Raw genomic sequence first — 21,779 nt, 5'->3', positions numbered from 1 at the left:
CCCCGGTAAAAATATTTTTAAGTCATTGTATTTACTGTTAAATACTGTGATATTTCAATCTGAAATTCCCATAATTTCAACGTCATTGATGACGTGAGGGTGGTCTTCGTTTGATAATCAAATTTGTTTTTACTCATCATCAACATACTTTCGCTACTGGTATATTCTTCCAGTTAGCAGTTCATGCCGTTGAAAAATTTTCTCATTTAATATTCCATTATGTATTAACGACCTGCTTCACAAACCATACGTTTTCGCGCCAGATTGGTTAATGTCGTCAAGAATTTCAATTAGCTTCTCGCAGCTTGCTTTGGCCTACCTATCCTTAAACAGCCTTAGCTAACTGACGCCACTTGGTGTTACTTCCTAAGGCGAAGTCTTGACCCACTGAGAAATTGAATATTTAACCTTGTTCAAAGTCATCCACCGGGTGCTTTTAGGCTTAAAGAACAATTATTACTTCTTATGGCAAGTGGCCATTTATACACATATGCTGCCTTTTCTGCGTACGCAGAAAAGAGCGCTCCGTTTCAACCTCAAGCTAATTAGACATTACGGCACTGACATCAGTCTTGAGGCTTCTGTCAGTCTGGAAATGAAAGTGAACCATTACGTCGAGATTGTCGTCAGAGCAAAAACTGTCATCGGGCGTAGCCTCAAACTGCGTGAGAATATGGCGATTGGGTAAAAAAACGCTGAGGATGAATCTGGGAGAATAATCATTTGTAATAACGTGACGATCGGCGCGATGGCCTTTGTGAATAATGATGTGCTGGCTAACAGTGGTCTACTGTGAAAAAAGCACGGAGGTCCGGCCAAAGTAATCGAGACTGCTTATTCGCCGCTCATCATGGGCAGCGCTGATAACGATCGGCTTCTTATCCGGATTTGTTCGACAGACCTTATCTGACAAATGCCACAGGGATATCTTTCCAATTTGTGGTCCATGCTGGGGAAAGCAGCTCCCGTTTCATTTTCCACTCGTTGTTCACTCCCTGACGCGCAAACCACAGGTTTCCCAGCCCGGACTGGTTAATACCGTCCAGCACCTTCATCAGCTGCGCGCTGTTTTTTCTCGGCTGATCTTCATCGAACAGGTTCAGCTGGCTGACGCCATGCGGCGTGAAGTCATCAAGCATGATGCCTGCCGTCATATAACGGCGACCTTCCAGCCAGATGCGGTCCAGCGAGCGCATGGCCACCTCAATGACGTCACGCGTATCCTGCGTCGGGCTCGGGAGCTTCTCACCAGCGCTGTTGCCGTAGAACACCTCATCTTTCGCGTGCGGCGAGGTCCGGATAAATACGCCAACGTGCCGGCAGAACTGACGCTCTTTCCTGAGCTTCTCGGCTGCGCGCGTGGCGTACTGGCAAAGCGCCTCCTGCATGGCCACCTTTGTGGTGATGCGTTCGCCGAAAGAGCGACTGGAGACGATCTGCTGTTTCGCCGGCGGCATCTCCTCGAGGGGTATGCATGATTCGCCGTTGAGTTCGCGCACGGTTCGCTCAAGCACAACGCTGAAATTTTTGCGGATGAGGGCAGGGTGCGCTCGCGCCAGCTGCAGAGCATTTTCAATACCCATCAGGTTAAGGCGCTTGCCGATGCGACGCCCCACGCCCCAGATTTCCTCTACGGGCTGATTCAGGAGAAGGGTTTCGGTTCTTTTAGGATTGCCGGGCGTCAGCGCAAGCACGCCGCGGAACTGCTTCCACTCCTTGCTGGCCCACTGCGCAGATTTCGCCAGAGTTTTGGTCGGCCCCATGCCGACGCCCACGGTCAGGCCGGTTGTGGCCAGTACGTGCGCGCGCAGGCGCCGCCCGAAATGCTCAAAGTCCTCGCAGCCATCGATGCCGGTTAAATCGAGGAACATTTCATCAATGGAATACTGTTCAACCCGGGGCGTCATTTCTTCCAGCGCTGTCATAATGCGCTGCGAAAGCGAGTGATATAGGGCGTAGTTGCTTGAAAATACGTGAACTTTCTCAGGATATTCCTGAGATTTAAGCTGAAACCACGGCATACCCATTTTGATACCCATGGCGATTGCTCCGACCGATCTTGCGATTACGCAGCCATCGTTATTACTCAACACAACCACGGGTTTGCCGCGCAGGTCCGGCCTAAACAGCGCCTCGCAGCTGGCATAAAACTTGTTCGCGTCGGCTATTCCAAACATAGGCATGGTTACCTCCGGCGTGCGCGGGTACTGTTGAAAAACCATGTGACCACGCCAAGCAGCTGCAGCTCCTCCGGATAGATGATGGGGTAGGCCGGATTCATGGGCAGCAGGGCAAGGCACGGCTGCAGCTGCAGGCGCTTGACCGTGAACTCGCCGTCTACCTCCGCGATGACGATGTCGTGGTGCGCGGCCTCTTCTGCCCGGTCAACCACCATGACGTCGCCATCAAACAGGCCGAGATCCTGCATGCTGTTGCCGCTGGCGCGCACGAAAAACGTCGACGCGCGCCGGCGAATGCAGAGCTCGTTGAGGTCGAGCTCTTTTTCGACGTAATCCTGTGCAGGGGAGGGGAAGCCGGCCGCGCAGGGCTCCGCGTAGAGCGGCACGCGGACTCTGGGCGTAAAGATGGGTGGCCAGAGCACAGTGAGATCCGAAGAACATGCTGCCTGTTTCATAGAGCAGCCCTCTGCAGATGATCCGGCGGTAAGGCAATTGCTGTCTGTATGTCGCGCATAAAAATCCTCCTCAAATTGATACTGTTTTTATATACAGTATTATTGAGGCGGATTTTTCTGGCAAGTCCCCTTAGCTGAATGAGCGACGTTAAGCCGCTCATCTGCCTGAATGGCGACCAGTTTTATTTTCCTGAGACTTAGGACGTTAGTTTCTGAAGCATCAAGTCTTTACTGAGCTGAACGGAGCTAAGTGAATTCAACTATTACGGCGCCAGCTGGGTAACAGTGGTCTGGAGTGAAATCTGGCGGCTTAATGACGTATTGAGGCATCAGAAAGAAGTCTCCGCATGACATGCCAGCCTGATTTTTTTGAAGTAGAGAGTACAGGCATAAGATGTCCGTTAAGTGCCAGGAGCGGACGTTAATGAGAACAATCTGTGGTAATCAACGGGGTGTAGGTCAATTAGATCGGACTGCCCCGCCTCGGTAGACGATCCTGCCCTATAGTTGGAGCATGAATTTCTCCCCGAAGCATTAATCAGATTGGCGGCGAACCTCGATTTCAACAATGTGGCGAGGTGTTCGCCCAAGCCGAGGATCTCCGTTGGCGACGGCGATGATGTCCTCATGCTCGTCGCCAGCCCACAGGCCAACAAGCTCGTGCAGAAAAAAATCCGCGTAGGAACAGCTAGCGTCGCGCACCTGCATCGCCAAAACCGTGGATTTGCTCGTGTGCAATTGGGTCAAATTTCTGACAAGCCGCGCTGTGGCAACCCAGAGAACCGGGCGAGGCGAGGCAGGAGTCGTGAATAGATAGTAGGCGTGTTCTGACTGCTTGAGTATGTCCTCGCACTGCTTCAGGTCGATGCCTACCGTCGAACTGAAGGCCCGTCCCGAATTAGTGCCTTTGCGCTTTTTCACCTGCATAAGGGTCGCACGCTGGACCACTGTTTCCCCCTTGTCCACGATACGGCTCAGGAACAGCACGTCTGCCCCCAGCGGAGCCCCGGCTGGTGTGTTTGCCCCTTCCTCTCGCTTGCTGGGTTGACGCACCTTCACTGTCAGGCTCGGATACGTCGCCCGCGTCGTAACCGAGAGTTGGCGCAACTGGCTGCTCGCGTTGCCGATCGCCTCCTTTGTCAAAGCCAGGAGGCGCGCCGTATGGACCTCCTCGTCCTCTCCCCAGGTCTCCGAATATTCGCGACAAAATGCTTCCTCAATCTGGCTAAGCGCCCTATGGATGACGCGCTCCACGGAAGGGTCGCTCAGCCAAGTTTGGGCTCCTACGCTAGGCAACGCAGTAGCACCCTCGCCCCGGCCAACTGGCCCCTCCAGATCCAGTGCCCCTTGCTTGGACCGTAGTAGTCCCTTGCCCCTCAGTTGTAGTTGCCGTACATGAGTGCCAACAAGCCGATTCGCAAACGCCAGATGCTCCTCGTCATCCATCAATCGCAAAAGCACTGGCTCGACTTCGGCGAATGCCGTCTGCTCGAGCCAAAGGCAGGCAAAATTGAGGAGCCCCTGGGCTAACTCAGGTTCCTCATTCACCTGATCGAACAGATCCTGCCGCCAGGCCTCGCGGGCGGCTGGGCCCAGTTGGGTCCACAGCGTTTCTCGATCCCACGCCGGGGATGGCAATTCTCTGAGGCTGGCAACGACGCTTTGCTGACTAGACCGCGCTGGGTCTCCAAACCCGTACCAAGCCGCTGCAAGTGCGAGGTCCGAGGGTATAGTGTCCACGGACAATGTAGTAAGCCTAGAGAAGGCCTTGGCAACGCAATCCTTGATATTGTCTTTCTTCTCTTTCTTCGAACGGATGTTCCAGCGCAGGAACAGATTACGTACATCCTCCGGCAATATCGCGCGGCAATGTTGGATTAGCTCAGGAAAGACTGACGGATCTGCTCGTTCAAAAACCTGTTCGCAAGCCCACCGGGATGTCTGCACTGTCGGCGAATGCGCAAATAGAGAGGAGACGAACTCAAGTATTCCGCGGTTTGAATAGTCCGACGTCATGTCGATATTTTTTTCCAAGTAGTCGCGTACACGATGCCAATACTGCTGGACCAGTTGTTCGAAAGCCCAAGCATTCGCCCCCTGATGAGGGTCGACTAGTTGAAGAACATAGATGCAATCTTCCTCGGACGTATTGACCACCAACGCCTTCATGATCTGCTGATCGTCCAAATATTTATTCCGAGAATATGAACGGTTAGCGAGCAACCATTTAACCCAAATCGCACGTGGCTCGATTTCCGCCACAATGATTTCACGTAAGCCCGGGGGATCGCCATTAAGTATGCCATCCCAGAAGATATCCTGAGCGCGCTGGTAAGAATTTGGGTCCAAGATAGAGGACGACTTCTCGATCCCCGTGGTTCCGTGTCCGAGAATTTTTAAGGTCAGCGCTATCTGCCCCTGCTGTGCCGCAGCCACGAATTCGGCCGTAAAGTGCTCACGCTCAGTTTGCGAATTATATGGCCAACTCGTATCCGTAAACCTGAGGTTCTCAGTTGATAGGTGGGAGTAGTCCAAACGAAGCATGTCTTTGTGGATGGTAAAATACAGTGCGAGGAATTCGACAAGCGGCTGCGCCCAACCTTCCAACGAAATACTGGCAACTGCCGATTGATTGTCGAAGTCAATATTTACGAACAAGATGATCTCCCTTTCCCCGTAGCTGGCACCGACGACCTTCGCCATGGTGGTCTGCAGATTCTCAATCTGTCTACCGTAGACAAATCGCAGGCGGTTCAAGGAACCGCCCTTAGACAAGAACAGACATTATAGAATTCCGGAGATCTTTTTATTACTTCTACCTAAATAAATTTGCATATTACCGATCCACTTTAGCCAAACCATGGTTGACCTGTTCCCAGTTGGTTGACACACGGCATTGTTAGCAAGTTTCATGGTGACTCAACTACGGACTTCTGCTCTTCGCTCAATGCAGACCTGGCAGCGCTATAGGCGGTCCGCTCCGTATTTTGTTTCGCGAGTTATATTTTTCGCGGTTGCGTATTGAAAAAAAGATGAACAGTACCTATTTCATTATTTTCCGTGCTAATGGTTTTTCCTTTTCAGGAGTACCCTTACGTGAATGCGAAAAAAAAGGCGGATGATTCGAGTGGGCGTTTTAACACTAGCCCTGAAGTGAAAATTCTGGTCTGGATCCGTGCAGCGGGTCATTGTGAACTCTGCGGAACCGATCTGACCCATGATTTTCGTATCGGTACGCCGATGAAATGGGGAGAAGTGGCCCATATTCTTCCTGCCAGCCCGAAAGGCCCCAGGGGAAACGCCACACACAGCGAAGAAGAGGCCCTGGCACTGACGAATGACAGCGAGAATCTTATGCTACTGTGTCCGGGATGCCATGACCGGGTTGATCGTGACGGCGATAATTATCCCGAAGACGATCTTAGCGGACTTCACTCTGCCTGCCTGACCAGAATTCGCCTAGCGGCTTCCACGCCCGGGGAGGAACGCGCCATACCGGTTATCATTCAAAGCCAGCATCATCAGACTCTGGTTGCAATTCCTGCGCAGGCCCTTCTTACCGCAATGTCTGCAGAAGGGCTGACGGCACAGTGCCATCCGGTTACGGTTGTGTTCCCTGAGCCCAGTTCACGGGGAAGGGATGCGGGTTACTGGCAGGCGATTAAGGATTTAATCACTGAAAAACTCGAGGCCGGGCTTGCCCGCCGCGGGGGGCAATTTGGCGATAAGCCGGCTCTGGCCATGGTTGGGCTTGCGGATATTCCGGCGTTGTTTTTCCTCGGCCAGACCATTGGCGACCGCTATAAACGCTTTCAGTATTCATTTAACAGGGAACATATATTGCGCTGGCCGGATACAGATGCCCTGCCGCCGGCGTTTATCTCTTCTGAACTTCCGCAAGGTGAGGGGCCAGTTGCTCTGGTGCTGTCTCTTTCCGCAACGGTACCGCGAGGCGATGTTACCGCCGCACTGCCGGGTGCCCGGATTGTAGAATTCACTGTACCTGCACCCAGCTACGCCATGGTGACAAACCGCAGGGTCATCCATGCGTTCAGAGATGAGCTGCAGAAGCTGCTCAGTCAGTTAGAAGCCACCACGACCCAGGCCATTCATGTTTTTGCCGCGGTGCCTGCTGCGCTTGCCATTGAATTTGGGGCTTTGCTGACGACCCAGCATCAGCATCCCTACATCATCTTTGACCGTGACAAAAATAACGCAAACCAGTTTCGCCCCATGCTTAGCATCGGATGTACAGAGGAGCAACGTCCATGAGTAACGAACAGACTAAACACCGCAGCTGGGAGTATTTTCTTCTCCGTGCAGCCCGAAAAATTTCGTTATCAGTAGCACAGTACAGCGTTATTGATGCTCGCTACTCTCAGCTGGAAAAAATTCTTTCTGCTGCCGATGATCCCCTGCTGGCGGATGCCCATATTTTTCCCCAAGGTTCTATGCGTCTTCAGACAACGATTAACCCGGTGCCTGGGGCGCCAGCAGATCTCGGGACAATTGATGCAGATGCGATTGTCTGGTTACCCCATGCCAGAGGGATCGATGCCCGGACTGTATTAGAGGTCATTGAACGTCGTTTCCAGGAGGGCAGTAGGGTTCAGGAGGATATTCAACAACTTCGTCGCGGTGTCAGGATTGTTTACGCCGATGAAAATCCAGGTTTCCACATTGATGTCACACCTGCACGTCCCTGCCATAATAATGAGCAAAGCGACGGACTGGGCATGCTCGAAGTACCCGACAGGGAGTACGGCTGGAAGGCAAGTAGTCCCATTCCTTATGCAGACTGGCTGCATGATGCGTCAAAGCAGGACATCATGCTTGAACATGTTGTTGAGTTTAATAAAAGTCGTGCAGCAATGGACTCTGCGACCCAGGCCCCGCTGCCTGAATATAAAGAATATCAAAAAGACGATCCGTTACGTGCGAGCATTAAACTGATGAAAAGGCACAGGGATGAATGGGCGATCAGGACGAAAAATGAAGGATACCGGCCTATTTCGGCAGTTATCACCACGCTTGCGACTCACGCTTATCTGGATGTTGTCGCGCAGTCAGAATATACCGCCTTCACCCCGCTTCAGGCTATCCTGGAAATCGTGAACAGGATGCCTGACCATATTCACCGTTACAATAATGAGTATTACGTCTGCAATCCTGAAGATAACGGCGAGAATTTTGCGGAAAAATGGAATCGTCCGGATGAAGGTTATAAATACGTTGATGCCTTTAATAAATGGCATGCGAGTGCCCGCTCGGCGCTGACGCTGGGGCTCGACAGCCACGCGTCGACAGAAACCTTTGCGAAGGCGGTCCAGGAGCAGTTCGGTATTGGTACGACATTCGTTCGCGAAGTTAACGAAAGCATTCCGGCAAACTGGACGATGCCCGGGCGGCAAGACGGTGTGACACGGAACTCTGTCGCAATGGGATCTCTATTCGGGAGTTCAGTCAGCAGTAATCAGTCTCAGGCAAATGTTGCACCTGTCGGGCGACTCGGCTGATATGAAGGATGAGATGATACAACGCGGCATTTCCGCCCTTAAAGACTGTCTGGGCGCGGACAATGCTTCGGCTCTTCTCAGGCCCGCTGAACTGCGGGTCGGTGAGGCGGCCGCCTTTGATTTTCCTTTACCCGTTGATTACACCGGCCTTGAGCGAAGACTACGGATTGGTTTTCCCAACGGTTTCCCGTCTGAATCCCCTAGCCTTCAGGTCGAACCTTCACCGTGGTTAGTCTGGCCCCATGCCATGGCGTCCGGGTTGTGTCTCCATGGATTCAGGGAAAAGCCCGTTACGGGCTCGCCTGAGAAAATTGTTCAGGACAGCTTGTCCCGTTTTGCGAGCATTGTGTCTTTTTCTCTGGAAAACGCAGATCCTGCACGGCGGGAGACGGAGTTTCAGAATGAAATTTCCACTTACTGGCTCTGGCAGCTTAAACGATCGGCACGTAACCTGATTCTTCTGGGGGAGCCTGAATCGGGTTCAGTTTTGTATGTTGTAAGCGATCCGAGGTATACCGGACATACTGGTCTCAACCCGGTATGGGTTTCGTCTGACAAGAACGCTATCCGCCAGCATTTCAGACGTGCCACTGGCCGTTCGGTTGTGATAAGAAGCCCCCATGAAGCAGGTTTCTTTGTCAAACTGACGTCTTTCCCTGGCATTAAGGTGTCTGAACCTCACGAGTTTCTCGAATGGCTTGCTCCCCATATTTCTGAAGAATCCCTGGCCGTGATGTCTGAATGGTCAGAAAAGAGTAGTGCTTTACTTTCCCGATGGGTTGTCATGGCATTACCGGGTGGGGACGGGGCGGCAAGATTTACTGTTAACCTGTGCACCAGAAAGAAGGAAACAGATCGTACACATTTTTACGGCCTGAGATCCTCACGCCGTCAGTCCGGGTTAAAGAAAGAAGGACCTCCGGCCAGTATTCTGTCATCGCGTGTGAACATTATTGATCGTGGGGCATTTTTTTCACGGGATCGAAGTAACACAGCAAAAACACTTGAGAACTCGCATGTTGTCTTTGTCGGTGTAGGGTCGCTGGGATCTGCTGTGAGTATTCAACTCGCCAAGGCCGGTCTGGGCAGGCTGACTCTTATCGATCCTGACAGGCTGGAGTCACCCAATCTGGGGCGGCATATGCTGGGTGCTGAGGATTTAGGCAAATTTAAGTCTCAGGCCATGCGCCATCGTCTGCTTCAGGATCTGCCTGTGCTTGATGTCACCGCGCTGGATACATACATCGAATGGGTTATTGGTCAAAAACCCGATATTTTCGAGGATGTTGATCTGGTTATTATCACGACAGCTGACTGGGAATCAGAGTCTGCCCTTTGGGAAAAGAAAGCCTCCGGAGCGAAATGGGGGCTGATACAGGCCTGGAGTGAACCGCATACACTTGTCGGGCATGCACTGATCGCACCTGAAGGCCGCTTTGATGCAAGATATCTTTTTAGCGATAGAGGTGACTTCAGGCACCGGTTTACCGACTGGCCGGATGGAGGCGTTGTGCCTCTTCCTGCCTGTGGTGAAAGTTTTATACCGGGAGGCTCGGCGGGAATGAATGGTGTTGCAACAATGGTCACTCAGGCCGCAATACGTTACCTGACGACTGTAGGGGATGTCACTCAATGGCATTCCAGTGTGTATCGCCCTGATGAGGCCGGAGTGTTGGGGGGACGCTATACGGGACCTGTACTTCCTGAAGGAGTTGTCCAGAGTGTTTTTGAACGTAACTGGCCGAAACCCGGGCAAAACGCATGAATGAAATAGCATGGCGCTGGGCCTGGCCGGATATGAATGCGGAGATGCAGGTTGGGCGGCAGGTCTCTGAGATGTTCGGTCACTACCGGCAGTCACAGGGAGAAAATGAGCGAGGCGGGCAGCTGTTTGTCGATCCCGCCCATCCCGGTGGCATTGTACTGTGTCATGCTTCAGCGCCACATCCTGCGGACCGCGCTGGCAGAACGTGGCTCGAACTGAACAGCGATCGCTGCCGCACTGAAATCGAGAACGCAAACAGGAAGGGATTGCGCTTGGTTGGATACTGGCATACGCATCCGCAGGCAATTCCTCACATCTCAGGGACTGACATTGCCAGTTTTGCGCGATTCGCGAGGCAAAATGCACGTGATCTTCCCCATCCCGTGGCGGTGATTGTCGGCACGTCACCATCGACCACAGGCATTAAAGCCTGGATATTTCGGGAGGGCAGGTATCAGGAGGCAGTGTATACAGTATCCTTGTCACGGCCTTAACGGACCCAATTCATCAAGACCCTTTATTTTGCATCAACGCAAAAAGCTCTGCCTGAAATAATGCATCATCCAGAGCATTATGGCTGGATCTTCCTTTGGCAGATAAACGCTGTGTCATCATTGATGATTTGGTCTCAGACCACGTACAGCCTGTTGCCCCCATAAAGTAAGCTTTAATATCTAATGCACTGAAGCCAAATGGGTTGTTCCCCGTATATTTATGGAAGTAGTAATTGATGAATGACCAGTCAAAGGGGGCATTCAGTCCCGTAAAGACCGGCTTCTGGCTCGGTTGAAGGTGGGATGTGAGCCAGGTGGATAACTGAAGCATGGCGTCCGCGGGGGCTATGCCGGTGGTAGCCAGTGCCTGAAGGTTAAATCCCGTCACTGCCAGCGCCTCAGGATCTAAGCCAGTGCAGTCAGGCTTCAACTCGGCATAAAAACGCACGTCGGGCGCATGCACCAGACAGGCCCCAATGGAAAGCAGACTAAATAATCCCGGAACCGGGCCGGATGTTTCAATATCGACTGAAACGAAAATCTCGCTAGCATTCATAATCACTCCTGCGATTGAGAGCACTGCTATTCGGTTTGTAAAAGAAAACGATACGCTATTACCGGTGGTATGTATCTACCACACCACCCTTTCTTTAAGTAATGCCTTCATCAGACTAAAACCATATGCGAACTTCCGCTGTTCGCTCATAGCGGACCTTGCATCCAAGTCAGTCCGCTTTGTGCCAGGAGCGGACATTGCTAACTTCATGTTAAGTTGATGCGCAGTGATTCAGTCAAAAAAAGAAGAAGAGGTTCATATGTCATCACAATCTATACAATTAGTAAAAGCCATTGCTGATATAGCTATCGCACTTGAATTTACCGACGAGAACCTCATTAATCCTGATGTAGCCATTGAGATGCAGGAAAGCATTGCAGGAACTCTTCAGTCCCTTGATGAAGTTAATCGAAAAGATATAGCGGACATTTTTGAAAGTATCTCGGCTCTTTACAATGAAGAGATTGAAAAATACGTCAGGTCTCTACCTGCTAATTATGGAATTAAGTAAGGAGATAAATAATTATTGCGAGGTCCGCTGTTCGCTCATTGCTACCTGTCACATCTCCTATGTCACCTGAGTGCCAAGTGCTGACGCTCAGGAATTGAGTTTCAGGTACTTTAAAAGCGAGGCTAGCGACTCCACAGGTCCAGCATGGTCACTAGGTGAGCGCGCTTCATCCCTAGGCATTGCATCATCTGTGCAGAAGTCTCCTACACATTCCATTTCAAGAGGTTCGTCAATTAAACCAACAGGAACCCAGACATAAGGTACGTCTCGCAGACTGTTAGGCACAGTTGAGCCACATACATTGCAAAAATCGGTACGGTACCCCGTTGGCTTAGACCATGAAGCAATGCAGTTTTCTCCTTTAATTCAGCGAAACTCACTGTCTTTGACTAGTGTGGCGAGATTGTAACCCACGCCGCTCTGCTTTCTGCAAAGCGAGCAATGACAACGATAAAAAACTGCTGGTTTATAAGTAAGTTCAAATTCAATTGTTCCACACAAACAAGATCCATTCATTTCAAAACCATTCCTGCAAGGTCTAAGAGATTTTATGAAACATTACCATCTTTTTAGTAATGAATAGGATCGCTCTTTTTCGGCAACTCAAAGTCAGCTAACAGTCGGTCTAAACATACGCTCATCGCTCAGGCTGTGTGAAAACTCTGACCTAAAACTAAAGTGCGTGCATCTACGCAAAATCTGGAATTAATTGACAGGTTAGCTGAGCCAAATTTTACGTATGAGCGCTGCTTTAAACCCTGTTTTACGCAGATTAAGCGACCAAAACAGTTTTCACACAGCCTGCGCTCATATCTGACTAAGCCAGTTACTATGAGCTAGCTTCTTGACAGGAGCGGAAGTTGACGTGTTAAGACAATTTCAGGATTATCTGTAAAACTGCTCGTATAGTGTAAGATTCTGTGACCAGAAGGTTATCTGGCTATGTTCTAACACCAATTTTTTTGATCTTACTTTAGGCGAAACCTCTTCATAGTTGTCGTAAAAAAAAGGAACTCTCTTGTGTCTGAGATAAAATATGAAATGAGGCGTGGAAGCGATGTATTACGTGATGGCATGTACTTGGAGTTATCCGTCAGCGAGACATCTCCTTTGCGGCAAGTTGCAGAGATCTTCTTTTCTGATATTACTCACGAATTCTTTTTGACCTGTTACGAAGAGAACATTCCTCTGGAAGTAATTGAAGAATTGATTTCAAAGGCAAGAACATCTCTCCCACCAGTAGTGTCAGAACAATAAACAGCCACATAGTGCTGTGCTGCTTACATATCAACGTCTGCTTTTCGATCACAACTGCCCCTACCTGTCGTCTTAAGGGGCAGCTTCGTGCCAAGAGCGGACGTTGCTAACTCATGTTAAGTTGATGCGCAGGAATCCAGTCGAAATATAAGAAGAGGTTCATATGTCATCACAATCTATACAATTAGTGAAAGTCATAGCTGATATAGCTATCGCACTCGAATTTACCGAGGAAACTTTAATTAATCCTGATATAGCCATTGAGATGCAAGAGAGTATTGCAGGAACTTTTCAGTCCCTTGATGAAGTTAACCGAAAAGATATAGCGGATGTCTTTGAAAGTATTTCGGCTCTTTATAATGGAGAAATTGCAGACTACGTCAGGTCTCTACCTGCTAATTATGGCATCAAGTAAGGAGATCATTAATTATTGCAAGGTCCGCAGATCGCTCATAGCGGACATTCGCCTGACCTAAGTCCGCCTTGTCGGCTTAATGCAACAGCATCGTTACCCGCTCACCTGCCAAAATCGTTTCCAGTTTCTTTTCCTGAGACCTCGGCCGTCATTTTCTGAAGCATCTGCAGCAGGAGGTCTTTGCTGAGCTGATCGGATTTCAGCGCTGGTATAACGTTGATAAGCGACAGCGTAACAGTGGCCATCGCCACCGATCGCTTTACACGTTCTGCGTTCTCGTAGTCTTTGTACGTGCGAAGGCTTACCCCAAGCTCTTCGGCAGCCCTGTCACGGCTCCAGAGCAGGCTCCGGCGCCAGAGCCTCAGTTGCCAGCCCGTCATATTCCTTCTCCTTGCCCATCTGTCTCGTTTTATTATCTATAAAAAAGTGCAGAAACTGCACTTTTTTTAGAAGTTATTAATCATCCGCGATTCACTCTCTTCTCCCACATGCGTGACGCCACAGCGCTGCAAAGGCCGGCGCCCGTTCCTAAAAATACCATGCAAGCTCCCTCTGTGCCATCGGGCCTGCACCGTGCCTTCACCTTAGCCGGGCCGCTGCGCCGGCAAGGGGTCTGTCGTCACCCGTTCCCCGCCGTACGCGGGACATTCAGTCCGCTCCGGCGGCGCGTGCGGCTTCCTCCCTCGCCCGTTGCCTGCTCCGCTTTGCGCCCGGCTTCCGTGGCGGCACGGTGCAGATGGTGCCGTGCAACCCTTAACGGAGGAGTCAACATGCCAAACTGGTGTGCCAACAGGCTGCGGGTTTCAGGCCCGGAATATCACGTAAAAAATGCGCTGACGCTGATTGAAGGCGGGGAGGGCGTTCCGCTTTACGCGCGGGCGGCTGCAGAAGGGATCCAGATCTTTCTGGCGGGCTGTGCCGGGCTGCTGCGTCCGGTGGAAGCGACGGACTATGCCCCGTATCCCGCTCTGGTGAAGGTGACAGGAAACGATACTCCGCAGAACCGTGCTTTTACACAGTGGGTGGCGCATCTGCGTGACGGCGCAGAACTGACGCCAGAAATCTGCAACAAGCTGCACGAACTGTGGCTGGCCAGCGGTCTGCAGCGCATGACGTGGTCATCGCTCTCTGCAGAGCAGCAGACGGTGATCGCCGGGCTGTGGCAGATAAAGCACGGTGACTGGTACTGGATGCGGGGTAATAACGGCCTCAGCGAGTCGTGGGACTGCCAGTGCCGCGAAGACGCGCTGCCGCTGCAGGCACTTCCGTTCGACATGCTGCAGCTGATCCCGCCGCGTCTTGACGCGGAGATAAACGGATATAACGGACGCCTGCTCCACGGTGTGCCGGACGGGTTTAGCGACGTAGTTGAGCGCTGCGGCACAAAGTGGCCACACGCGCACAATCTTGACGTGTCGCACTCCGGGCTCATCACTTTTGACGCTGATTTTGATACGCCCTGGTCGCCTCCCTCGCCGGACGTGCTGTCAGCGCTGAGCGAGCGTTACGGCGTCACCGTTGAGCACTGGTATGCCGAGTCCGGCAGCAGCTACTGCGGATGGGCTGTTTATGAAGCGGGCTGTCAGACCGGGGAGTGCTGCGACTCGCTGGAGTGGGGCGATGAGGAAGACGAGTTCGGGTTCAGTGAGGTGACGGGCCCGGCATGGATCATTGACAACGTGGCCAGCTACGGCGGCTGAACAGGAGGCGGCGGGCGCAGGCCCGCCGGACAGAAAATGAATGCATCCCTGACCATTGAAAAACTGATCGAGCATCTGCAGAGGTTTGCCCCCGACACGCCCTGCGTGGGTCACTTCTGGATAGCTGACGACTTAGAAGACGTGGCCCCGGAGCTCACGCCGGAGGAAGTGATGGCCACCTTAGCGCTCGCTGACAACACGCTCGACGCTGAGAACAGCCTCAGCTGGTTTTTCCTGCGCCACTGTGCCGACACGGTGCTGGCGCGCAGGTTGCTGAAGTAACTAAGGCGGCCGCCCGCGGGCGGCGCTCTTTACGGAAAGGAGAGAGACGTCGCTGCGCTCCACCTTCATGCCGTATCCCGTCCTGCGGCCGGAAAACGGCGGGTATGAAGTGCCGTGCCCTCACGGTAGCCGGGCTGCTTCGCAAACAAGGTAAGCTGGCGCCGTCCTGCTCACCCGTTCCCCGCCGTGCGCGGGACATTCAGTCCGCTCCGGCGGCGCGTGCGGCTTCCGCGTCCGCCCTTGTTTGCTCTGCTTATCGCCCGTCTGTGTGGAGGTCACGGCACCACTACCGGTGCCCCTTCATACACAGGAGCATCACTATGTCTCGATTCATGCACGGCGACAGCGTACAGGTTATGGGCGGCTTTCCGGACAAGAGCATTGATTTCATCCTCACCGATCCGCCGTACCTGGTCGGCTTTAAGGATCGTTCAGGCCGCTCGATAGCGAATGATGTAAACAGCGAGTGGGTGCTGCCGGCAAGCCAGCAAATGTACCGGGTGCTTAAGGACAACAGCCTGGCGGTGAGCTTCTACGGCTGGAACCGCGTGGACATTTTTATGCAGGCGTGGAAAGCCGCGGGTTTTCGCGTCGTCGGCCACCTGGTCTTTACCAAACCCTACGCCTCTAAGTCGGCGTTCGTCGGTTACCAGCACGAGAGCGCGTACCTCCTGGCCAAAGGCCGCCCGCAGCTGCCGGCAAAGCCGCTTCCTGACGTCATGCCCTGGCAGTACACCGGCAACCGCCATCATCCGACTGAAAAACCGGTGAGCGTGCTGCGGCCGCTGATTGAAACCTTCACCCAGCCCGGCGCGATCGTACTGGACCCGTTTGCGGGCAGCGGTTCAACCTTCGTTGCCGCACAGGAGTGCGGCCGCCGCTGGATTGGCATCGAGCTCCTGGAGGAGTACCACGCCGCCGGCCTGCGCCGCCTTTACGCACATCGCGCCGCGCGCGCGGCATAACGGAGACCGATAAATGCTTAATCTGACAGAACAACACGCGGCCGATCGTCTGGCTGACGACGTGGCCGATATCGACGAGACTCTGACCGAGCTTTTCCTGCGGATCCACGCGATGCGCCAGCGCTGGCCGCGGGACAGCGACGCCCCCGCGGTGCGACTGACGCTGCTGGCAATTGACGATATCTGCGATTCCCTGAGGGATGCAGGCCGCCGCGCGGAGCAGCTGCGGGGCTGTCTGCGCAGGTGACGGGATTCTGTGGGGCGGTTAAAAAGCAACCGCCCCCGGATATTCCCCCCGTTGCCTGGCCCGCACAAATGTATCCACAGGGTTCCGGGGCGGATATGCACCCCGGATGTGGACAAGACAAAAAGGATGTCGCGAGCTCTGCCGTTTATGCACGCCGGCGGCGTGCGGGAATAAACGTCCGTGCGGTCTGCGGCCAGTGCCGTGCCTTCACTTTAGCCCGACGGCGGCGTGTTCAAGAGCCGCAGGCTCTCCTCCTCCCCCGTTCGCACTCACTCCTGCGCGCTTACTCCCGTCGCGTCTCCGCTCATGCTTCGCGTCGCCGCCGTGCGTAATCACGCCTCCGTTCGCTTGCGCTGCGGCCTCGTCGTCGCTCTTGATCACGCCGCTGTCCGTCGGGCTGTCATTCAGGCACGGCACAGGCCGGAACTGTATCCCCTTTACCTGCGGAGGTTTCTTATGAACACAGCACTGCACGCGCCTCAAGCGGCGCGTTTTCTGGACGGCTTCGTAAAGCTGCGCTTTCTGCCTACTCTGTTTGGCGATGATTTTATGCGCGCCGAAAACAACGTCTATCTGTACGCCGCGCGCTATCTGACGAACTACAACGGCGGTGAGTGGACTTTTGTTCACCTGGAGCAGGGCGGTGGATACATGATCCCACCGGATGGCACCTGGCGGTTTGAGAATCCCGAAAACTGGTCTGTGGCAGAGGTCTCCGCTGACGCGGCGGGGATCATCATCACCGCGCTGGTTCTCAACCACCGCAGCTGGATGTATGACCGGCACGACGAGGAGGAGCTGTGTGCGCTGTTTTGCCGCCGCCACCGCCAGCTGATGGTCTGGGCAGAAACTCATCCCGAAGCCGCCGCCATTTTTCGCGCGCTTGACTGAACACTGACAGGGGCGGCAGAGCCGCCCCCAAGGAGATAACACGATGCACGGTAACGTAAATGAAATCTGCGCCTGGCTGCTGGAGACCTTTCAGCCGGGCACTCCGTTCACCATCCTGGTATGGACGGAGGAGGACGTTCAGGATTCTGCGGATTCAATGGCACTGACGGAGGAGGAGGCGCACGCGGTGCTGGATGAGATCGGCGAGCTTGATGATCACCGGCGCTACGGGATAGGCCGGGATACCGTGCGTGAGCTGGCGTGTCAGGTTCGCCGCGACAGGCAGGCAGCGCGGCACGTCACCCTGCCGGCCGCGAGCCTGAAGGTACTGCTGGAGCTGGCCGGAAAGGCTGGCGAAACGGGCGAGGGTACGGACGCTGAGGAGGCTATCCATCAGGCACAGGATGCCATGCGCGGGTAGCGCGTGGCAGGGCAGGGAAGCCCTGTGCCACATCCGGGCGCGTGAAAACCCCAGCCGCCTGAGGGCGGCGCCGCTTCCCGTGCTGCTGAAAACAGAAATAAGGCGTGGACACAGAGATATAGAAGCCAACAGAAATCTGACGAAACTATGCAGAAAGTTATTGAATTCAATGATTTTAACTTTCGTTTTTAAAGAGTGAGTGATCGCGATATTTATTGCCTTGAGCTGCCGTTTTTTTTCCGCCGTCAGTCTCAGAAACTGCACAGAAACGCATGCCTTCAGCCGGAGCCGGAGAGCGATTGCGGGCAGCTATAAAAATTAAAAATCCACTTAAAGGGCATGGCTCCACCTTCGGCTCCCCGGCAAGCCGGGTCGTCAAGCCCTACGTCGCTAAGCGGCAAGCCGCTAAGCGCCACCGAACCCCTGCGGGTTTCGGCCGCAGGCGGTTTCGGTCTGATGGCGAAGGTCAACGGCTGCAACCGGCTTGCGCCGGTGCGTTAACCGCCCCGGAAAAGGCCTCCGGGGCTTCAGGGCGGACCGCCGGGCGGTCACTGACGGCTTTTACGGCATTCCGTCCTGGTCTTTCGCTGAGGGCTTTTCGTAGCACCGCCGGTTCGTTCAAAAAGGGGTGAAATGCACTCCGTCAAAAACTTTTTGCGGAAGGGACACAAAAACTTTTTGCCTCCGCCCCTTTATGCCCTCTCTTCGTCGTTGCTACTCGGCCCTCGCCGCGAAAGGCCAGACCGGAAAGATAAAACCCGCGTCAGAGAAGGGCTTTTTCGGGTCCGCAGCGCGAGCTGCACCTACTCAGCCGGATTTAAGGAGCCATGCCATGCAAAACACACTCGTCAGCGTTACCCCTGATTCAACCGCCGACCGTGCGCCGGTTGAAATGATGCCCTGTCATAACGCGCAAAACCCTGAAAACACCGCACCTGAAGCACCCGGGCCTCGCCTGGAAAGCGTCAGTGATAACGTCCGGTTTTTCACCCGCCTTCAGATTCGTGATGCCCAGGGAAATTACGTGATGGCCACGGAGAGCCAGATCCTGGAGGAAGCCGCGCGCGCTATCGATCATCGCTACCCTACCGGGACCTTTTTTGCCTCACCAGAGGTCTCTGAGGCGTTTTTCAGAGCAAAACTTGCCGGTCGCGAGCGTGAAATTTTTGCAGTCGCTTTTCTGAATAACCAGCATCAGCTGCTTGCCTATGAAGAGATGTTTCAGGGGTCTGTTTCAAGCGTAGAGGTTCATCCCCGGGAGGTGGTGTACAGGGCGCTGCAGCTGAACGCGGCGGCGGTTGTGGTGAGCCACAATCACCCCTCGTTTAACAAAGAGCCGTCCAAGGCAGACATTGCTATAACCGGACGCTTGCAAAAGGTCCTTGAGCTGGTCGCTGTGCGATTCATTGACCATATCATTGTGGCAGGAAACGAGACTGTTTCACTGGCTGAGCGGGGACAACTCAACGGGTAAACCGTTGCAACCAGGCTTGCAGGTTTGCCCTGCCAGCCCCTCTTCCGGCCCGATACCCGGGCCGGCTCCATGCCCCTGAGACAGAGCTGAATCCCATGACTCAAGAAGAAAAATTTACGCTTAACACCCTCCAGAGCTTTACCGGCTGCGATTTTGAAGCCTACCGCCACCGGGGCGAGGCGTTTCGCCAGCGCATGAGCGGTGCCGTGATGAACGCGCTGCAGGTGCCCGAAAGCTGGCAGACTGACTGCGAAATGCGCGGCGAGTGGGGCGGGGCACACCCGGTTCACCTGCGGCTGACCCGAGCCGATCTGTCCGGGCTTGCCGTTGAGCTGGTCAGCCCGTCGGAAGATTCGCCGCTGTGGTGCGCAGTGCTGACAGATGTCCGCACACGGTCGCGTGTTCCTCTCAGCGTCAGCTATCGCTTTGACCCTGCGGCGCTGTGCGTAAAGCTTGAAAAAATCGCAGAGTACACGCGGGCAGGCTTCACCGGCGCCGGTGAGCTGATCGCCGCGCTGCGGATGGGAGGGCACGCCGCATGATCCCGAAATCACACTCACTGGTCACCCTGCTGCCGGAACGTCAGGCCGCGCTGCAGGCAATCGCGGCGGTTGAGCACGCACAGCAGCGGGGGACGCGGCTGGCCCGCCATCCCTGGGCCGCCGCGTTTATGAAGCAACTGAGCGGCAGGAGCCGCGTCAGCGTCCAGACGCTGAACCGCATACGGGGCATTTACCTCCGTCCGCGCGAAAAACGCGCGCCGCTGCCCGAGTGGGAAGGCGCGCTGGATATCTTCCTCAGCACGGCGGGCGAGGTTTGCCCGCTGCCGCTGCCGGGCGAGCTGGCAACCGTCCTGTTTCCGGAGGCCGTTTTTCGCCGCGCGGAGCGCGCAAAACACGCCGCTATGAAGACCGTAAGCCATGCGGGGCGGCGCGAGAGGCAGGCAGAGGACTACCGGGAGCGCCAGCTGGAGAACCGTATCAGGCAGGCTGAAACAGAGCTCGCCTTCCGTACGCCGGAAACGCTGCGCGGCTGGTTTTCCGCCTGGTGTGACGACGTCCCGGAAAACGACCTGAAGAACATGATCGCCGCGTGGGCGAGGCGCTTTCCGTCACTGAACGGGCTGGAAACCCTGCAGCCGTACGCCGGAGACGTTGCCTGAGAGGTGGCGGGCGAAATTCACCTGCGGTCCCTGCACATGGACAGGGCGCAGAAAGACATGAACCGCTGGCTCATTCCTAACAAGCTGGCGGCAATATCTGAACCGGGTTTCGTCAGGGATAATCGTTGAATCGTCCCCAACTAAGGGATATAATATCCCTTAGTTGGGGACAGGGAAAAACCATGCACGCGACATTTATTGAGCTTTCCAGCTTTCAGAAATACCGGGCTGACTACCTGAACGACGATCAGTTCAGGCTGTTTCAGAACATGTTGCTGGCTGACCCCGAAAAGGGCGACGTGATCCCGGATACGGGTGGCCTGCGAAAAGTCCGGTTCAGGGACGAGCGCCGGAACAAAGGCACACGAGGCGGGATCAGGGTTATCTATTACTGGACGAACGAAAAAGGCCAGTTCATCCTGTTTACCATCTACGATAAGGATCAACGCGACGATCTGACCAAACAGCAGCGCGACGCCCTGGCGGAGGCGCTTAACGTGATTAAAAAGGGGCTGAGACATGACTGAACGTGACATTTTCAGTGAGCTGATGACGGGCATGCAGGAGCTTAAAGATCACCAGGACGGGAAAATCACGCTCAAGACTTACAAGGTCAGCAAGCGCGCACCCGTCACCATCGAGCCGCAGGAGCTGCGCGACGTGCGCGAAAAACTTAACCTGTCACAGGCGGTTTTCGCACACTATCTGCATACGGGCGAGACCACCTATCAGAACTGGGAGCAGGGCAGAGCTAAGCCTAACGCTCAGGCCGTCCTGCTGATCCGCATGGTTCAGCAGAACCCGGACACGCTGCGGACGCTCGCGCAGCTGTAACGCGGATCCATACGATATTCCCGGCATCTGCATAAGACGATATCGGCGCTGCCTGACCGCGCGGCGCGAGAGGAGACGATAATGAGTTTTTTAATGCTGGGTTCCCTGCTAAGCCTGGGTTATGCGCTGGCTTTTCAGTTCCTGGCGCCGGGCGAGACAGGCAGCCTGACATACTGGTGCGGCTACGCGATGTGCTTCGTGCTGGCGCGCCTGCTGGCCTCAAAGCACCCGCAGCCAGCGGGTGACTGGTTAGTGATGAAACTTCTTGCGATGACCGTTCCTGCAGGGGGCGTATTTCTTTGCGCCTGGGGCGGTATGAACCTGCTGGCTGACCCGGCGGCGGGCGAACCGGAAGGCGCTGACATCATGCTGTACTCTTCATCCCATGGGCAGCTATTGCCGCTTTTGTCCATGATAATGGGTGCGGCCATTGTGGCGGTTTCACTGTACAGCATAAGATCGCGCGCGCAGGGATAACATTCGCGGCTATGCCGGTAAAAACCTGTGCTGACGCACCGGCTTTCTTCCGTCGCATGCGCTTACTCATATGAGACAGACGTCGCTCTGTCCTGCTCTCTTTATTCCTGCTGTTGTGCTTCTGCCATTTCTCTCCTGAAATAATACACACCCGCACGTCACGGGCCATGGCCCCCT

At 54.3% G+C, this 21,779-nt stretch carries 24 protein-coding genes and 1 pseudogene; 19 read left to right on the top strand and 6 right to left on the bottom strand.

Translation table 11 applies throughout. The features are described 5' to 3' along the window. Positions 1 to 902: 902 nt before the first annotated feature. The 3 genes from umuC to AC6I8A_RS24315 all read right to left on the bottom strand — a co-directional run bounded on the left by umuC (position 903) and on the right by AC6I8A_RS24315 (position 5,338). Positions 903 to 2,177 (bottom strand): translesion error-prone DNA polymerase V subunit UmuC, encoded by a 1,275-nt coding sequence (gene umuC, locus AC6I8A_RS24325; protein WP_497819485.1) that lies wholly within the window; start codon positions 2,175 to 2,177, stop codon positions 903 to 905. An 8-nt stretch (positions 2,178 to 2,185) separates the two neighbouring features. After that, positions 2,186 to 2,635 carry a translesion error-prone DNA polymerase V autoproteolytic subunit gene (gene umuD, locus AC6I8A_RS24320; RefSeq protein WP_497819480.1) on the bottom strand — a complete coding sequence of 150 codons (450 nt, stop codon included), beginning with the start codon at positions 2,633 to 2,635 and terminating at the stop codon, positions 2,186 to 2,188. Positions 2,636 to 3,169: 534 nt separating this feature from the next. Beyond that, positions 3,170 to 5,338: a hypothetical protein gene (locus AC6I8A_RS24315; RefSeq protein WP_497819479.1), complete on the bottom strand. Its 2,169-nt coding sequence runs from the start codon at positions 5,336 to 5,338 to the stop codon at positions 3,170 to 3,172. A 393-nt stretch (positions 5,339 to 5,731) separates the two neighbouring features. Here AC6I8A_RS24315 and AC6I8A_RS24310 point away from each other — a divergent pair, with 393 nt between their 5' ends. Genes AC6I8A_RS24310 through AC6I8A_RS24295 form a run of 4 tightly spaced genes read left to right on the top strand, consistent with a single transcriptional unit; the run spans position 5,732 to position 10,410 of the window. Then, on the top strand, positions 5,732 to 6,907 hold the full coding sequence (locus tag AC6I8A_RS24310) for an HNH endonuclease (RefSeq protein WP_497819478.1): 1,176 nt from the start codon (positions 5,732 to 5,734) through the stop codon (positions 6,905 to 6,907). Continuing rightward, positions 6,904 to 8,151 carry a nucleotidyltransferase domain-containing protein gene (locus tag AC6I8A_RS24305; protein WP_497819477.1) on the top strand — a complete coding sequence of 416 codons (1,248 nt, stop codon included), beginning with the start codon at positions 6,904 to 6,906 and terminating at the stop codon, positions 8,149 to 8,151. The genes AC6I8A_RS24310 and AC6I8A_RS24305 overlap by 4 nt, the downstream gene beginning before the upstream one ends. A gap of 1 nt (position 8,152) precedes the next feature. After that, on the top strand, positions 8,153 to 9,916 hold the full coding sequence (locus AC6I8A_RS24300) for a HesA/MoeB/ThiF family protein (RefSeq protein ID WP_497819476.1): 1,764 nt from the start codon (positions 8,153 to 8,155) through the stop codon (positions 9,914 to 9,916). Next, positions 9,913 to 10,410, top strand: coding sequence for a Mov34/MPN/PAD-1 family protein (locus tag AC6I8A_RS24295; protein ID WP_497819475.1), 498 nt, complete (start codon positions 9,913 to 9,915; stop codon positions 10,408 to 10,410). Before AC6I8A_RS24300 ends, AC6I8A_RS24295 begins: the two co-directional genes overlap by 4 nt. A 13-nt stretch (positions 10,411 to 10,423) precedes the next feature. Here the strand turns inward: AC6I8A_RS24295 and AC6I8A_RS24290 are convergent, their stop codons facing one another. Then, positions 10,424 to 10,966 (bottom strand): 3'-5' exonuclease, encoded by a 543-nt coding sequence (locus tag AC6I8A_RS24290; RefSeq protein ID WP_497819474.1) that lies wholly within the window; start codon positions 10,964 to 10,966, stop codon positions 10,424 to 10,426. Between the two features lie 259 nt (positions 10,967 to 11,225). On the opposite strand from AC6I8A_RS24290, the gene AC6I8A_RS24285 reads away from it, so the two are divergent. After that, the gene (locus tag AC6I8A_RS24285; protein WP_497819473.1) at positions 11,226 to 11,477 is read left to right on the top strand and encodes a hypothetical protein; all 252 of its coding nucleotides are present in this window, start codon (positions 11,226 to 11,228) and stop codon (positions 11,475 to 11,477) included. Positions 11,478 to 11,564: 87 nt separating this feature from the next. On the opposite strand, the pseudogene AC6I8A_RS24280 reads toward AC6I8A_RS24285, so the two are convergent. Then, positions 11,565 to 11,993, bottom strand: a pseudogene (locus AC6I8A_RS24280) (GFA family protein). Between the two features lie 504 nt (positions 11,994 to 12,497). Here AC6I8A_RS24280 and AC6I8A_RS24275 point away from each other — a divergent pair. Continuing rightward, entirely contained in the window at positions 12,498 to 12,734 is a 237-nt protein-coding gene (locus AC6I8A_RS24275) for a hypothetical protein (RefSeq protein ID WP_206098197.1), read from the top strand. A 163-nt stretch (positions 12,735 to 12,897) separates the two neighbouring features. Next, entirely contained in the window at positions 12,898 to 13,149 is a 252-nt protein-coding gene (locus tag AC6I8A_RS24270; protein WP_497819472.1) for a hypothetical protein, read from the top strand. A 101-nt stretch (positions 13,150 to 13,250) separates the two neighbouring features. On the opposite strand, the gene AC6I8A_RS24265 is transcribed toward AC6I8A_RS24270, so the two are convergent. After that, positions 13,251 to 13,529 (bottom strand): helix-turn-helix domain-containing protein, encoded by a 279-nt coding sequence (locus AC6I8A_RS24265; RefSeq protein WP_497819471.1) that lies wholly within the window; start codon positions 13,527 to 13,529, stop codon positions 13,251 to 13,253. A gap of 390 nt (positions 13,530 to 13,919) precedes the next feature. Here AC6I8A_RS24265 and AC6I8A_RS24260 point away from each other — a divergent pair, with 390 nt between their 5' ends. The 12 genes from AC6I8A_RS24260 to AC6I8A_RS24205 all read left to right on the top strand — a co-directional run bounded on the left by AC6I8A_RS24260 (position 13,920) and on the right by AC6I8A_RS24205 (position 21,602). Beyond that, positions 13,920 to 14,849 carry a DUF1281 domain-containing protein gene (locus AC6I8A_RS24260; protein ID WP_497819470.1) on the top strand — a complete coding sequence of 310 codons (930 nt, stop codon included), beginning with the start codon at positions 13,920 to 13,922 and terminating at the stop codon, positions 14,847 to 14,849. A gap of 36 nt (positions 14,850 to 14,885) precedes the next feature. Beyond that, positions 14,886 to 15,131: a hypothetical protein gene (locus tag AC6I8A_RS24255; protein WP_497819469.1), complete on the top strand. Its 246-nt coding sequence runs from the start codon at positions 14,886 to 14,888 to the stop codon at positions 15,129 to 15,131. Between the two features lie 320 nt (positions 15,132 to 15,451). Beyond that, entirely contained in the window at positions 15,452 to 16,096 is a 645-nt protein-coding gene (locus tag AC6I8A_RS24250; protein ID WP_497819468.1) for a DNA methyltransferase, read from the top strand. A 13-nt stretch (positions 16,097 to 16,109) separates the two neighbouring features. Continuing rightward, entirely contained in the window at positions 16,110 to 16,343 is a 234-nt protein-coding gene (locus AC6I8A_RS24245) for a hypothetical protein (protein WP_222235264.1), read from the top strand. A gap of 456 nt (positions 16,344 to 16,799) precedes the next feature. Next, the gene (locus AC6I8A_RS24240; RefSeq protein WP_497819467.1) at positions 16,800 to 17,234 is read left to right on the top strand and encodes an antirestriction protein; all 435 of its coding nucleotides are present in this window, start codon (positions 16,800 to 16,802) and stop codon (positions 17,232 to 17,234) included. 43 nt (positions 17,235 to 17,277) lie between these two features. Beyond that, positions 17,278 to 17,655: a DUF1380 family protein gene (locus AC6I8A_RS24235; protein WP_497819466.1), complete on the top strand. Its 378-nt coding sequence runs from the start codon at positions 17,278 to 17,280 to the stop codon at positions 17,653 to 17,655. Between the two features lie 832 nt (positions 17,656 to 18,487). Then, positions 18,488 to 19,129 (top strand): JAB domain-containing protein, encoded by a 642-nt coding sequence (locus AC6I8A_RS24230; RefSeq protein ID WP_497819465.1) that lies wholly within the window; start codon positions 18,488 to 18,490, stop codon positions 19,127 to 19,129. Positions 19,130 to 19,224: 95 nt separating this feature from the next. Then, positions 19,225 to 19,671 (top strand): conjugation system SOS inhibitor PsiB family protein, encoded by a 447-nt coding sequence (locus AC6I8A_RS24225; RefSeq protein WP_497819464.1) that lies wholly within the window; start codon positions 19,225 to 19,227, stop codon positions 19,669 to 19,671. Then, a complete protein-coding gene (locus tag AC6I8A_RS24220) occupies positions 19,668 to 20,291 on the top strand; it encodes a plasmid SOS inhibition protein A (RefSeq protein ID WP_497819463.1) in 624 nt (207 codons plus the stop codon). The genes AC6I8A_RS24225 and AC6I8A_RS24220 overlap by 4 nt, the downstream gene beginning before the upstream one ends. A gap of 182 nt (positions 20,292 to 20,473) precedes the next feature. Continuing rightward, complete coding sequence (locus tag AC6I8A_RS24215) at positions 20,474 to 20,818, top strand: toxin (protein ID WP_094111544.1); 345 nt, start codon at positions 20,474 to 20,476, stop codon at positions 20,816 to 20,818. Further along, on the top strand, positions 20,811 to 21,125 hold the full coding sequence (locus tag AC6I8A_RS24210) for a helix-turn-helix domain-containing protein (protein WP_058776656.1): 315 nt from the start codon (positions 20,811 to 20,813) through the stop codon (positions 21,123 to 21,125). The genes AC6I8A_RS24215 and AC6I8A_RS24210 overlap by 8 nt, the downstream gene beginning before the upstream one ends. Before the next feature lie 81 nt (positions 21,126 to 21,206). Beyond that, a complete protein-coding gene (locus AC6I8A_RS24205) occupies positions 21,207 to 21,602 on the top strand; it encodes a hypothetical protein (protein ID WP_497819462.1) in 396 nt (131 codons plus the stop codon). The last annotated feature ends 177 nt before the right edge of the window (positions 21,603 to 21,779 follow it).

This window comes from Pantoea sp. X-Soil-ISGK-275, assembly GCF_059730795.1.
This window is presented reverse-complemented; position numbering and strand designations above follow the sequence as displayed.